This is a genomic window from Bifidobacterium gallicum DSM 20093 = LMG 11596 (assembly GCF_000741205.1).
In the GTDB taxonomy this organism is placed as follows: domain Bacteria; phylum Actinomycetota; class Actinomycetes; order Actinomycetales; family Bifidobacteriaceae; genus Bifidobacterium; species Bifidobacterium gallicum.
The window spans coordinates 134,072-147,957 of sequence record NZ_JGYW01000003.1 but is presented as its reverse complement, the minus strand read 5'-3'; the positions used below and the strand labels follow the sequence as shown (position 1 = coordinate 147,957).

At 59.5% G+C, this 13,886-nt stretch carries 11 protein-coding genes, 1 tRNA gene and 1 pseudogene; 7 read left to right on the top strand and 6 right to left on the bottom strand.

Features of this window, described 5'->3' with window-relative positions:
* Positions 1-568 precede the first annotated feature (568 nt).
* Together BGLCM_RS02720 and BGLCM_RS02715 are read left to right on the top strand one after the other, a co-directional pair.
* A complete protein-coding gene (locus BGLCM_RS02720) occupies positions 569-2,857 on the top strand; it encodes a DUF6020 family protein (protein WP_148401473.1) in 2,289 nt (762 codons plus the stop codon).
* Positions 2,858-2,943: 86 nt separating this feature from the next.
* On the top strand, positions 2,944-3,723 hold the full coding sequence (locus BGLCM_RS02715; RefSeq protein ID WP_006295366.1) for a PucR family transcriptional regulator: 780 nt from the start codon (positions 2,944-2,946) through the stop codon (positions 3,721-3,723).
* A 147-nt stretch (positions 3,724-3,870) separates the two neighbouring features.
* On the opposite strand, the gene rplA is transcribed toward BGLCM_RS02715, so the two are convergent.
* The 6 genes from rplA to BGLCM_RS08235 all read right to left on the bottom strand — a co-directional run bounded on the left by rplA (position 3,871) and on the right by BGLCM_RS08235 (position 8,541).
* Positions 3,871-4,566, bottom strand: coding sequence for a 50S ribosomal protein L1 (rplA, locus tag BGLCM_RS02710; RefSeq protein ID WP_006295367.1), 696 nt, complete (start codon positions 4,564-4,566; stop codon positions 3,871-3,873).
* Between the two features lie 20 nt (positions 4,567-4,586).
* Positions 4,587-5,018 carry a 50S ribosomal protein L11 gene (rplK, locus tag BGLCM_RS02705; RefSeq protein ID WP_006295368.1) on the bottom strand — a complete coding sequence of 144 codons (432 nt, stop codon included), beginning with the start codon at positions 5,016-5,018 and terminating at the stop codon, positions 4,587-4,589.
* A gap of 833 nt (positions 5,019-5,851) precedes the next feature.
* Positions 5,852-6,724 (bottom strand): transcription termination/antitermination protein NusG, encoded by an 873-nt coding sequence (gene nusG, locus BGLCM_RS02695; protein ID WP_006295371.1) that lies wholly within the window; start codon positions 6,722-6,724, stop codon positions 5,852-5,854.
* A gap of 46 nt (positions 6,725-6,770) precedes the next feature.
* Positions 6,771-7,007 carry a preprotein translocase subunit SecE gene (gene secE / locus BGLCM_RS02690; RefSeq protein WP_006295372.1) on the bottom strand — a complete coding sequence of 79 codons (237 nt, stop codon included), beginning with the start codon at positions 7,005-7,007 and terminating at the stop codon, positions 6,771-6,773.
* A gap of 45 nt (positions 7,008-7,052) precedes the next feature.
* A tRNA-Trp gene (locus tag BGLCM_RS02685) sits at positions 7,053-7,125 on the bottom strand.
* A 126-nt stretch (positions 7,126-7,251) separates the two neighbouring features.
* Complete coding sequence (locus BGLCM_RS08235) at positions 7,252-8,541, bottom strand: RNA-guided endonuclease InsQ/TnpB family protein (RefSeq protein WP_202961058.1); 1,290 nt, start codon at positions 8,539-8,541, stop codon at positions 7,252-7,254.
* A gap of 81 nt (positions 8,542-8,622) precedes the next feature.
* Between BGLCM_RS08235 and tnpA the strand changes: the two genes are divergently transcribed.
* The 5 genes and pseudogenes from tnpA to BGLCM_RS08690 form a co-directional block, all read left to right on the top strand.
* On the top strand, positions 8,623-9,063 hold the full coding sequence (tnpA, locus tag BGLCM_RS02675; RefSeq protein WP_044084682.1) for an IS200/IS605 family transposase: 441 nt from the start codon (positions 8,623-8,625) through the stop codon (positions 9,061-9,063).
* A gap of 371 nt (positions 9,064-9,434) precedes the next feature.
* Positions 9,435-11,300 (top strand): molecular chaperone DnaK, encoded by a 1,866-nt coding sequence (dnaK, locus tag BGLCM_RS02670; protein ID WP_006295376.1) that lies wholly within the window; start codon positions 9,435-9,437, stop codon positions 11,298-11,300.
* The gene (gene grpE, locus BGLCM_RS02665; RefSeq protein ID WP_006295377.1) at positions 11,300-11,932 is read left to right on the top strand and encodes a nucleotide exchange factor GrpE; all 633 of its coding nucleotides are present in this window, start codon (positions 11,300-11,302) and stop codon (positions 11,930-11,932) included. The genes dnaK and grpE overlap by 1 nt, the downstream gene beginning before the upstream one ends.
* A 232-nt stretch (positions 11,933-12,164) precedes the next feature.
* Positions 12,165-13,226, top strand: coding sequence for a DnaJ C-terminal domain-containing protein (locus BGLCM_RS02660; protein ID WP_006295378.1), 1,062 nt, complete (start codon positions 12,165-12,167; stop codon positions 13,224-13,226).
* 5 nt (positions 13,227-13,231) lie between these two features.
* Positions 13,232-13,786, top strand: a pseudogene (locus BGLCM_RS08690) (heat shock protein transcriptional repressor HspR); the annotation flags it as partial.
* Positions 13,787-13,886: the final 100 nt, after the last annotated feature.

Genomic DNA, 13,886 nt, shown 5'->3' with positions numbered 1-13,886 from the left:
CTCAAGCGTGTGCGTGTGCGGCGCACGCCCGAAACCATTCCCCGTAGCCGCAACGCCGCTGTTCACCACCTTGAGCAACAGCCTCACGAGCCGCGAGTCAAGAAGCCGGTTCACAACAGACCGCAATAAGCAGCCCCGCGCAGTCCAATACAGTTCAGCGAAATTTCTCGCAGTTCCGCATAGTCTGACGCAGTTCAACGCAGTTCGACGCACTCCAGCAATCAACCATCTTTGGAAAATCCCCTGCAGCATGCCATCCCGCACACGCTCGCCACCCATTCGTGCGCTCGTAATAAGCTTACGAATCATGATTGGCGACCGTGCGAACCAGATCCCTATTGACAACCCTACACGACCGGATGTACCCGCAACACCGTTCAGGGTGTCTATTTTGTCAAGGAATTGTACAAATTTGGCTTCCGGGGCTTTTTTGCAGCTCCAACACCGTATCGCTCACAGAAAAAAGCACGCCGAAAATACGCCCGACCTCCCCGTTCGCGAGGGCGGCAACGGTGAGCAGACCCAGCAAACCCAGCAAGTAGAGCATGACGGCAGCAGCGTCAACGGTATGGCCACGCGTACTGTCAGCACCCCCGCCGGCCGCGTTCAATCCTCCTCTTCCTCCCCCAACGCCAGCAATTTCCCGCAACGCCAATCATCCAATAACGGCCGCGCCCGTGCCTCTCACGGTTCGCGCGCCGCGTCAATCTTCACATGGGCCATCGCCGCGCTCGCGTGCCTGTGGATCGCTTGGTGCACGGCCATCGGCCCCTGCATGCGTTCCGACCAAGGCCTGGCTTCTTTCGGCGCGATCAACGTGCTCTGGCTCGTGCTCACCTTCGCGATTACTTTTGGAATCGTGTGGCTGCTCTGGGCTTACGGCAGCGGGCGCCTGCCGCGCTGGTGGCGTGCACGCCGCCACTCGCCGCGCATGATCACCCGGATTCCGTCACGCACTGCGGACCACCCCTCGCCGCACGCCACTGCAGACCCGTCCCCACTCACCACAGACCCGTCTCCACTCACCGTAGCCAATCCCTCACCTTTGACCGCAGATACCCGCGCAGCCGCCTCACGCGCATCACGCGCATCAGCCGCCTCACGCACTGCCTCCTCACACCCTGCGCACACTACCCACCACCTCCTGCCCACCCCCCTACACCTCTTCCTCCACCGCTCAGGCCGCAAACTCACGCACGCCACCAACCGCTTCTGGAAGCTGTTCCTCGTGTTCTTCATTGGCTGGCTATGGGTGCCCGCAACGCTGCTTTCGGCATTCGGCGCCGACATCCGTTCCCAAGCGCGCGAGTTCAGCTGGGCTTGGAACCAGTGGACGGGCCTCGACCAGCCCTACATCGGGTTCTTCTCGTTCGTGCCGATGGACATCTACCCCACGGCGCATTATTTGTGGCCGCACGACCCCACCTACCTGACCGACCAACACAACGTTGTGCTGACTGTGTTTTATGGCGCCGTCACAGCGTTCTCGCGCTATCTGACGGGTTCGAACGATCTGGGATTTGTCACGCTTTCGGTACTGCAGTTCGCGTTCGCCGCGTTCGCCGTGGCGTCGGCCGCGCACCGCTTCCTCAACCTGCCGTGGCTTTCCACAAGCTTTACGCCGACGCCCTCACGCGGCTGCGACCTTGAGCCGCGCTCACACGCTCACCCCGAACGCGGCTTCCTCAAGCGCACGCGTCCGGCTGGCGGCGCGGCTCGCTTGTGGATTCTGCTGTTCTTCCTGGGCTGCCCGCTCGTGTGGTTCTCGACCATTTCGATCACCAAATCCCCGCTGTTCGCGTTCGCGTTCGTCTGGTGGTTCGGCGTGCTCTACGAGTTCGCTTGCACGCGCGGCCACGTCCGTCCACGCACGCTCGCGGCCATGGTCGGTTCCGTTATTATCATGTTGATTTCTGCAAAATACGCATGGTACATTCTGATGCTCCAAGTAGTGCTGTGCATGCTCGCTGACCGCCGCCGTTGGAAGGTATATCTGCTCACCATGTTCCTTCCCACACTGCTAATCCATGGCGGCATCAGCGCGCTGGGCCATCAAGGCCTGATTATTACGGGCGACCCGATTGAAAGTCGTGGCATCCAATTGCAAATGATTGCGCGCGTAGCCAAGCATGATCCCAAGTCAATCCCGCAATCGGCCCGCGAGAAACTGGCGCCCATTTTCAATCTCGACCAGATGGCCGACGCCTATTTCCGTCAAGACGCCGACCCTGTGAAGTCCTCAGGCATCCAATCCAAGAAGACCAGTTACCGTTGGCGTACCGTCACTCCTGAAGACATGAAGCAATTCAACAGCGCATGGCTTGAGATTGTGCAGGCCAATCCGCAAGTGGCGATGGACGCGTTCTTTGCCGAATGCTACGGCTACTTCGATGTGGTTGATGAACCGTATGTGGCCATGAGCTACTACGTGAACAATGATTACGTGCAATCGCAAACCGAATGGATCGGCCAATACAACCATGATTGGCGTAATGACGTTGTGCATTTTGTCAACTCGTGGAGTCACATTCCCGTGTTGGGGTGGCTTACTCATGGCAATTTCTATGTCACGTTGACATTGTTGTTCGGCGCGGCGGAACTCGTGCTGCGGCGTTGGAGAACGTTGGCATGGCATATTCCGCTGCTGATGCTGATGGGCGTCATGGTCATGGCGCCGGCCAACAACTTTGAGCGCCATATGTTGCCGCTCGCGTTTGTGTTCGGCTTCCTCGTATTGACATTTGTGCGCGATACGCGTCGCGCCAACACTCCACGCACCTCGTACGAGCGTGCAGCAAAAGCCCAGCGCAACCAAGGTCAGCAACGCATCCACAGTCCCCAACGCGACCAAAGCTGAATTGTCGTTAAGATCGGACCAGAGCTGACTGCCGGATTTGGCTGCGTACTGTTGGCATTCAGCCATACCGGCTAGACTCGTGCCTCATGATGGATGAGCAAAGTGATGTGCTGGATTTGTTGGCCGGGCATACCGACGATACGACGATTGAACGCCTCACGTTTGAATGCTTGCTCAATGGTGTGGTCGATGACCGTGTGAACTCGCTCATGCATGTGTTGGGATGGGGCAGCGCGTTCCCTTGCTTCGCGATTGGTGGCACACCACGCGAGCATCCGGCCAGCACCTCCCGGATGCTGCGGCAAGCCGTGCATGACCTGGGTGGTGCCCATGCGCTCGTCGGCGCGGCCGGCACGATGGTCATGGTGCTCGCCACCCAGGAATCAGCCGTGCGCCCGGAAGTGCTGTGCACAAATGTGTTGGACGCATTCGCTGACAATCAGGCTGTGTACATCAGCCCTGTGCGCGAGGGAATTGTCGGAGCCTCGCAAACCATTCGCGAAACCTATTTCTCGTTGCAAGCGGCTCCCGCATGGCTCGATGCGCCGCGACCTGTGCGCGATGATGATCTGTTGCCTGAGCGCGCGTTGCTTGGCGACCCGATGGCGCGAGACGAGCTCTATATCAACGTGTATCGCGTCGTGTTAGGGGACAGCGAAGATGACGCGTCGTTCAACACGGTCAGCACGTTCCTGCGTCACGGCGGTTCGCTGGAAGCGACCGCCAAAGAACTCAATGTGCATCCGAACACGGTGCGCTACCGCCTCAAACGCGCCGCCGAAACCAGCGGCTGGGATGCCACCGATCCGCGCGACGCCTTCGTCCTCAACACCGCCATAGCCATCGGCCGCATGCGCGACCACTAGAATGCGCCGGTGTAAGCACGGTGCCAGACTGCGGGGTGTGGCGGCCAAGGGAGTATATGAAAAATAACAATAAAAAATCCCCGCTCCACAGCAACATGTGCAGTGGAGCGGGAATTAATCAAACTGAGCCGTTGAACTCAGGCGAGATCAGGCGAAGACCGAAGCGGTGTCAACCGGAACGCCAGGGTTCATCGTGGAGGTCAGCGTTGCCTTGGTCAGGTAACGGCCCTTCACGGTAGTCGGCTTCTGGCGACGAACTTCGTCGGCCACAGCGCGGAAGTTCTCTTCGAGAGCTTCCGGAGTGAACGAGAGCTTGCCGATCAGGAAGCTCAGGTTGCCGTTCTTGTCGACGCGGAAGTCAACCTTGCCGCCCTTGATGTCGTTGACAGCCTTCGTCACGTCCATGGTGACGGTGCCCGTCTTCGGGTTCGGCATGAGGCCACGCGGACCGAGCACGCGGCCCAGACGGCCGACCTTGCCCATCATGTCCGGAGTAGCCACGACGGCATCGAAATCGAGGAAGCCGTTGGCGACCTTCTCCACGAGCTCGTCGTCGCCAACGATGTCGGCGCCGGCTTCGAGAGCTTCGGTAGCCTTCGGGCCGCGAGCGAACACGAGGACCTTGGCGGTCTTACCCGTGCCGTTCGGCAGGTTCACGGAACCGCGGACGAGCTGGTCAGCCTTACGCGGATCCACGTTCAAGCGCAGCACAGCTTCGACGGTCTGGTCGAAGTTGTAAGCCGGCATGCTCTGCAGCAGAGCGAGAGCTTCAGGAACGGTGTACAGGTTGTTACGGTCGATGCGCTCGGCCGCTTCACGATACTTCTTGGAGTGCTTAGCCATGTCTGTCTATTCCCCTCTTATCAGTCGTTCACCGTGATGCCCATCGAGCGCGCAGTGCCCTCGATGATCTTCATGGCGGCTTCGATGTCGCGAGCGGAAAGATCAGCCATCTTCGTCTCCGCGATTTCCTTGACCTGTGCCTTGGTGACCGAGCCAACTTTGTGCGTCAGCGGGTTCTCGGTACCCTTCTTGATACCGGCGGCCTTCTTCAGCAGATCTGCTGCCGGAGGGGTCTTGAGGATGAACGTGAAGGAACGATCTTCGTAAACGGTGATCTCAACAGGGATGACCTGGCCCATCTTGTCCTGCGTCTGGGCATTGTATGCCTTGCAGAAATCCATGATGTTCACGCCATGCGAACCCAGAGCCGGGCCCAGCGGCGGGGCCGGGTTGGCCTTGCCAGCCTCAATCTGGAGCTTGATCAGCGCCGAGACTTTCTTCTTAGGAGCCATTGTATGGTTCTTCTTTCACTAGAGCGGTATTGCGGCACGCCTACTGCGCACCTTCCGCAACTTGTTGTGTCGTTGTGCGAGCGGAACGGGAGCTGTGTACGATCGCCGATACGGCGCTCTGAACGGCCTGCGATTCCTCCAGGCACAACTCTCCAATTATGCCCCACGAACCGGACTTTTACCAGAGCCTAAATCGGCGCCTCCGTTGTGCGGTTTCCGTGCGGCTTTTGCGCCGCTTCTGTGCCGCTTTCGTCTCTCTTTTGAGCTGCTTCTGTGCCCCTTCCGCCCCTCTCTCAGCTTTCGTCTCTCTTTTGTGCCGCTCCTGCGCCCCTTCCGCCCCTCTCTCAGCTTTCGTCTCTCTTTTGTGCTGCTTTCGGGCCGCTTCCATCCCTCTTCCGCATCTTTTCATCTCGTTTTTGTGCCGCTCCACTACCGTTTCCGTATCGTGAACGTTCCACCGTGGTACAAAAACGCTACACTTCAGCCCCTTCCCCACCCAATCCGTACCGCGAACGTTCCACCGTGGTACAGACACGCTACGGATTTGCGCCCGTTTATACCGCGAACGTACCAGCGTGGTACAGACGCGTGCATTTTCGCCCTAAATCCGTACCGCAGTTGTACCACCGTGGTACAAAAACGCTACACTTCAGCCCATTCCCCACCCAATCTGTACCGCGAACGTACCACCGTGGTACAGAAACGCTACGAATTCGGGGAATAACCAGCTTCAGCAACGACGGCAGACAATAAAAAGGCTCTTGGAATCAACTTCCAAGAGCCTTCTGTTACGTTTTGTAGTTGGATTCGTAGCCGGTCCGGCGAATCGAATCTCAGACGAGCTTCTCCACCTGGTCGAAGCCGAGTTCCACCGGCGTGTCACGGCCGAAGATCGACACGAGCACGTTGAGCTTCTGCGTGGTCGGCTCCACGTCGGAGACGACGGCGCTCATCGTGGCGAACGGTCCGTCGGTCACGGTCACCTGGTCGCCCGGCGCGAACGACACTTCAATCGTGCGCTTCTTGGCGGCGGCCGGCTTGTCACCCGCGTCCTTGAGCGCCTGCGAGGCGATCATCGGTGCGAGCATGCTCACGACTTCCTGACGGCTCAGCGGTGCCGGTTCACGAGTCGGGCCCACGAAGCCCGTCACACCTTCAGTTTCGCGCACAATACGGCGCGCGTTCTCGTCCGGATACATACGAATCAGCACGTAGCCCGGCACACGTACGCGAGTGACGACCTTCTTGCCCTTTTCCGTATGCTTCTCGACTTCTTCCATCGGCACTTCCACCTGGAAGATCACGTCTTCCAGCCCGAAGCTCGCCACACGGGACTCGATATTGCTCTTGACGCGCTTTTCGTAGCCTGAATACGTGTGCAGCACGTACCACTTGCCTTCCAGCGTGCGCAGCGTCTTGGAAAACTCCTTGACAGCTTTGGCGCCCGCGTCCAGCTCGTCGTCGTTCTCTTGCTCTTGCGTTTGCTCAGCTTCGGCTGCTTCTCGTTCTGCTTCCGCTTCAGCTACGCCGTCAGCCACGTCTCCGCTCGGTGCGTCCGCTTCGATCTGATCAATCTCATCCTGGGCTTCCTGAGCCATAGCATCCGCATCCGCAGCAGCGCTTGCTGCCAAGGCGGTATCTACGGCATCCTCAACGATGTCATCCACATTTGAGGTGGCTTCCTCGAGATTTTCTTCGTCAGTCATGCACGGTCACTTTCAGGTATTCGTAAAAACTGTGATTAAGCTTCAATCAGCCGAAAATCAAGAATGCCAGATTACCCAGACCAAAGTCCATTGCTGTGACGAACACCATGAGCAGCACCACAAAGATGAACACTGCGAGTACCCACATGAACAGCTGCTTGCGCGTAGGAGTGACGACCTTGCGCAGTTCGTCAATAATCTGCTTGATGAACAGGCCAATGCGCTGGAAAATGTTCGGATTCACAACGATGTCATCGTTGGTCTCTTTGGTGGACTTAGCCATGTTACCCTCCAATTAGTGGCCTCGATGCATACTCGAGAGAATGAGCAGGGACGGCGGGACTCGAACCCACAACCTACGGTTTTGGAGACCGTTGCGCTACCAATTGCGCCACATCCCTTTAACATGTTTTCTTCAGGATCCGTAAGTTCCCTGAGGAAAACCGCCAAGTTGAAATAGTAACGGGTGGCGGCGACGATGTCCAATCGTCTTCACAAAATCCGCGTTTCTTGAATCCTCCCCACGCCTAAAGGCGGGGGATTTCACGGTTTGCTGGGCGGGTGCCAGTGGGAACAGCGTCCCAGCGTGGGTTTACCCCGTCCACGCCGTCAGGGATGAAACCAGCCCTGCAAAGCATGTTCAGCGCGGAGTTCTTGTCCCTCGCGCGCGACATGCGGCATGAATCGCAACGGAACGTGCGTTCCTTCAGGGGGATGCGGTGTTTGGCTATCGCGCCGCAATGCGCGCAACGTTTCGTGGTGTCGGATGGGTTGACGAGCCTGAGGGTGCGGCTATGTTTGAGGGCCTGCCATTCAAGCGCATGCTTGACGCTGGCTATCGCCCCATCAGCCGCCTTGCGGGCCATGGTGGTCTTGGCGAGGAACTTCGGCTTGAAGTCCTCCATGGCGATATTGTCATGGTCCCGCACGATACGGCGCGCCCATTTGTTTGCCGTGTCCTGCCGTTGGCGTTGGACGCGGCGTTGGATTTCAGCGGCGCGGCGCTTGTTCTTCAGGTACCTGTTGGAAGGTTTCTGCCGTTTCGGTCTGCGTTCTTTTGCCATGCGTCGTTGCAGTCGGGCAAGTTCGAGGTGCGCTTTCCTGCCGTATTCGGGATGGGGCAGGTCGTATGCGCCGGTTTCGTCCACGATGCCGTTTCCGTCGATGGTCGCGCAGGTCATCAGCGTGCTTACGCCGGGGTCGATGCCGATGGCGCGTCCCGTCTCGGGCAGTGGGGTCTCGGCCGGCTTGTCCACGACGAAGGAGGCGTACCAGTGCCCGTCGGTGTCTTGACTGACGCGCACGCTTGACGGTTTGCCGGGCAGCGGGCGCGACCATACGACCGGGATTCCGATACCCCCGGCCAAGCGTAGGCGTGTCCCGCCGTCGTCGTCGTATAGGGAGAAGCCTCGTGTGGTGTAATTAAGTGTCGCTGTTGAGTCGCGTTTGGATTTGAACCGTGGCAGCCCAGCGCGCTTGCCGGGGGCAATCCCGTTCTTGCGGTCGAGCAACGCCTTCTTTCGGGCTTTGGAGAAGTCCCTGACGGTCTGCTGTTGGGCGACGACACTGCCTTCGCGCAGCCAGCGGTCGCCGTGCTCGTCGCAGGTGAGGTTGCGCAGGATGGTCAGGTAGCGTTGCGCCGTCTTGTCGCCGAACCCTTCGTCGTGGAGTCGCCCTTCGTCGCGGTTGAGTTCGTGGCGGCGTTTGGATTCCTCAACCATCCGGTTCCACACGTAGCGGCACATGCCCCATTCGCGCATGAGGCGGCGGCGCGCCGTCTTGGACGGGCGTAGCCTGTACGTGTAGCGAACCTTCATGAAAGACAGTATACCATACATAAAACATATACGCATATGGTTTCGCTGCTGTATACTGTACGCATGAGCCGTCGCAAAAACATGGATGCCGTCAAGCACAACCACAACATCACCTACCGGTGCCACTACCACGTCGTCTGGTGCCCCAAGTACCGGCGCAAGGTCATCACCAGCCTCGACCCGAAACTCAACAACCCGCCAATACCGGGAGACCCCGGCCCCGTAGACGCGCGCCTCAAGGAAATCATCCAAGACGTCTGCAAAGAGCATGACAGCGAAATCCTCGAACTGGAAACCATGCCCGACCATGTGCACCTGCTCGTGGACTGCGACCCGCAATACGGAATCAACAAGCTCGTCCGCCTCATCAAAGGCCGCTCAAGCCGTCTCCTCAGGCAGGAATACCCCAGCCTCAAACGCCGCATCCCGACACTATGGACCAACAACTACTTCGTCGCCACCGTCGGAGGAACGCCGCTCGAAATCGCCAAGCAATACGTCGAAAACCAACGCAACGTCTAGGATTGGGGGCCATCCATCCCCACGGCTGAAGCCGGGGGCTTCCCGCCCCCAAACCCCCAACTCGGTGATGGCGAGGTGGCTGCGCTATGCGATGACGTGGTGAAAGCGCACGTTGCTGGGGAAATGCTGAATCGATGCTTTAGGGGGCCTGTGTACGGCTTGGTTTGCTAGCAATACCGCCAATTTAGGGGGTGTGAAGAAATTGTGTTCCGCACTGGGAATAAACTCAGGATTCTATAAGTTGAGTGATGTAGGCTCAAGTTTCGGATGGTCTGGAAAGGGCAAGTTGACCGCGATGGTCGATGCAGCCCGTGTACGGACCGTAAGAAGCTGAACTGAATATCATTCGTCAAGCAAAAGGAGAACACAGTATGGGACGCGCAGTCGGCATTGATTTGGGTACTACCAATTCCTGCATTGCAACCCTCGAAGGTGGCGAGCCCACCGTTATCGTGAACGCTGAAGGTTCGCGCACCACGCCATCGGTCGTGGCATTCAGCAAGTCCGGCGAAATCCTCGTCGGCGAAGTGGCCAAGCGCCAGGCCGTGACGAACGTTGACCGCACGATCAGCTCGGTCAAGCGTCATATGGGCACTGACTGGACGGTAGACATTGACGGCAAGAAGTGGACGCCGCAGGAGATTTCCGCCCAGATTCTGATGAAGCTCAAGCGTGACGCTGAAGCCTACCTCGGCGAACCTGTGACCGACGCTGTGATCACGGTGCCTGCATACTTCAACGACGCCCAGCGTCAGGCCACGAAGGACGCCGGCACAATCGCCGGCCTCAACGTGCTGCGTATCATCAACGAGCCGACGGCTGCCGCATTGGCCTATGGCCTCGAAAAGGGCAAGGAAGATGAGCGTATTCTCGTCTTCGATCTGGGTGGTGGCACGTTCGATGTGTCGCTGCTGGAAATCGGCAAGGACGACGACGGCTTCTCGACGATCCAGGTGCAGGCCACGAGCGGTGACAACCACCTTGGTGGCGACGACTGGGATCAGAAGATCATTGACTGGCTCGTCGGCGAAGTCAAGAACAAGTACGGCGTGGACCTGTCGAAAGACAAGATCGCGCTGCAGCGCCTGAAGGAAGCCGCTGAGCAGGCCAAGAAGGAGCTCAGCTCCTCGATGAGCACGACGATTTCGATGCAGTACCTGGCCATGACGCCTGACGGCACGCCAGTGCATCTCGACGAGAAGCTCACGCGCGCCCACTTCGAGGAAATGACGGCCGACCTGCTGAACCGTTGCCGTGCACCGTTCAACAACGTGCTGGCTGATGCTGGCGTGTCGGTTTCGCAGATCGACCACGTTGTGCTCGTTGGTGGCTCCACGCGTATGCCGGCCGTCAAGGAACTCGTCAAGGAACTCGATGGCGGCAAGGAACCGAACCAGTCCGTGAACCCGGATGAGGTTGTGGCTGTTGGTGCCGCTGTGCAGTCCGGCGTGATCAAGGGCGACCGTAAGGATGTGCTGCTGATCGACGTGACGCCGCTGTCGCTGGGCATTGAGACCAAGGGTGGCATCATGACCAAGCTCATCGACCGCAACACGGCCATCCCGGCAAAGCGTTCCGAGATCTTCTCGACCGCTGAGGACAACCAGCCTTCCGTGCTGATCCAGGTCTACCAGGGTGAGCGTGAGTTCGCTCGCGACAACAAGCCGCTCGGCACGTTCGAGCTGACGGGCATCGCTCCGGCTCCGCGTGGCGTCCCGCAGATCGAGGTCACGTTCGACATCGACGCCAACGGCATTGTGCATGTCTCGGCCAAGGACAAGGGCACAGGCAAGGAACAGTCCATGACAATCACGGGCGGTTCGGCACTGCCGAAGGACGAGATCGACCGCATGGTGCGTGACGCCGAAGCCCACGAAGCCGACGACAAGAAGCGTCGTGAAGAGGCTGAAGTGCGCAACCAGGCCGAAGGCTTCGCCTACCAGACCGAGAAGCTCGTCAACGACAACAAGGACAAGCTTTCCGACGAGCTGGCCACCGAGGTCACCGACAAGGTCAACGCGCTCAAGGAAGCCCTCAAGGGTGACGACATCGACAAGATCAAGTCGGCCCAGGAAGAGCTCATGACGGCTGCGCAGAAGATCGGCCAAGCCCTCTATGCCCAGGAAGGCGCCGCTGGCGCCGCCGGTGCCGACCAGGCACAGGGCGCTGATTCGGCCGCTGATGACGACGTGGTTGACGCTGAGGTTGTGGACGACGACGACAAGGACAACAAGTGATGTCCGAGTTCAACAAGGACGATTACCTCGATGACCTGCCCGACGCCAGCGAGCTGGACGGGCAGGCCGCATCCACCGCATCGCCGGCGGATGAATCCGCCACGTCGCAGCCAGAGGAATCATCCAAAGCTGACGAAACCCAGGAACCCACCGAACCAGCGGGGGAGACGGGCGACCCGGACGATGCGGCGACGTTGACGCCGCTCGGCCAGGCCAAGAAGGAAGCCGCGGAATACCTTGAGGCGCTGCAGCGTGAACGGGCGGAGTTCATCAACTACCGCAACCGTACACGCAAAGACATGGACCGCGCACGCCAGCAGGGCATCATCGACGTGCTGACGGCGATGCTGCCGGCGCTCGACGACATTGACCGGATCCGTGAACACGGTGAACTCGACGATTCGTTCAAGGCCGTGGCCGCCAAACTTGATCGCACGTTCGAAAAGTTTGACGTCGAGAAATTCGGCGTCAAAGGTGAGGATTTTGATCCCACACGTCACGACGCGATCCTGCACAAGCCCGACCCGGACAGCGAAAAGCCGACCGTCGACACGGTTGTAGAAGCCGGATACCGCATCGGCGACCGCGTTGTGCGCCCGGCGAGAGTCGTGGTGGCTTCCCCCGAAGCCTGACGCACGGTTCACACGCTGAGGGGCCGAGAAATCTGACCCGGCCCCTCACCACAAACGCACTGCACCGGCCGCGGACCGCAAGCGAAACGGTTCGCGGCCGGTGCTGTCTGTGCCGGTCCTGATACGGCAAATCCTGACGGAACAGGTTCTGACGGATAGGCGCAGACCTTTGAATTTTTGCACTGTATAACACGAATCAATTCAGCTGTACCAACCACGAAAGGGGGCACGGATGGCTGAGAATGAGTGGCTCAACAAGGATTTCTATACAATCCTCGGTGTCTCCAAGGACGCCACAGAGAGCGAAATCACGAAAGCGTATCGCAAGCTCGCGCGCAAGTACCATCCCGACATCAACAAGACGAAGGAAGGCGAGGAGAAGTTCAAGGACATCTCCGAGGCGTATGACGTGCTCAAAGACAAGGAATCGCGCGAACGCTACGATGCAATCCGCCAGTTCGGCATGGGTGGCGCACGCTTCACGGGCGGCGCGGGTGATGCCGGATTCAACGCCGGCGATTTTGCCGACATGTTCGGCGGCATGTTCGGTGGCGGCGCTCCGGGCGGCGGCAACACGCACATCCGTTTCCAGACGGGCGGTAATGGCGGCGGGTTCAACGCCGCGAATCTCAACGATATCTTTGGTGGCATGTTCGGTGGTGGTGGCTATGGGACCAACCATGGCTACTACGACGATTACGACTACGATGACGGCGCGTTCCAAGGACACCGCCCGACCACAATGCCAGAAGACGGCACGGATCTGAACTCAAAGATCACGCTGACGTTCCGTCAGGCCGTCAAGGGTGCCACGGTCTCGCTGAGCGCGGGCGGCAAGAAGTTCAAGACGCGCGTGCCAGCCGGTGTCAAAGACGGCCAGAAGATCCGTCTGGCTGGCAAGGGCCGCGCGGGCAAGCATGGCGGCAAGAACGGCGACCTGTATCTGCAGGTGACGGTCAAGCCCGACGAGAAGTTCACGATGGAAGGTGACGACCTCGTCATGACGCTGCCGATCAGCGTGGGTCAGGCCGTGGCCGGCGCCAAGATTGAAGCGCGCGATTTTGAAGGCGAGTTTACGACGTTCAAAGTGCCAGCCGGCACGTCGAGCGGCGCCGAGGTGCGCGTCCACGGCAAGGGCGTGCAGCGTCCCAGCAAGAAGGGCGACCTTGTGGCACGCATTGAAATCCGCGTGCCCGAACACGCTTCCCATGCCGAGAAGAACGCCGCGAAGGCTTTCGACGAGGCCTGCGGGGAGAAGTTCCTTGAGGAGCTTGCCGAGCAGCAGAAGAGGTGAGCGCCATGGCTCGCATGCCCAAGCATATGCGCCATCTTTATGAACTGTGTGCGCTCGCCTTGGTGCGCGGCCGTGCCACGCTCGAAGGTGCCACGGCGGCCGGATTCAATGTGGACGAGCCTGTGCTCACGGTGGGCGCGGTGGGTGAGACCGTGGATATTCATCCCCAAACGCTACGCCAGTACGACCGGCTTGGCATTGTGGTGCCTGAACGCACGGAAGGTGGCGCGCGCCGCTACTCATTGCGTGACGTGGACCGGCTCGTGCAAGCCCAGCATTTAAGCCAGGATGAAGGCATCAATTTGACGGGCGTACAGCACATCCTGTCATTGCAGGAAGAAAACCGCGAGCTGCGCAAGCGGATTGGACGGCTGCGCCGCTCGAACGGGTCGAGCGTGTTCACGGCCAACGCCGATGGTGACATTGTGGAAGTGCATCGTTCGCGCAATATGCGTGACTGGCGCAATATGCTGCGTCGTGAAACGCGCCAACTGCCGCAGCGCAACGCCGTGTGGGGCGCTGCGGATGCTGCAGATGCGGCGGGTGCTGCGGCTGGTGAGGGCGGCGTGATTCGCGTCACCAGCGCTGACACGCTTGGTGGCGGTACTGCAGGCGCTGGCGGGAACACCGCTGATGCGCATGTGAGTGCTGCTGCAAGCG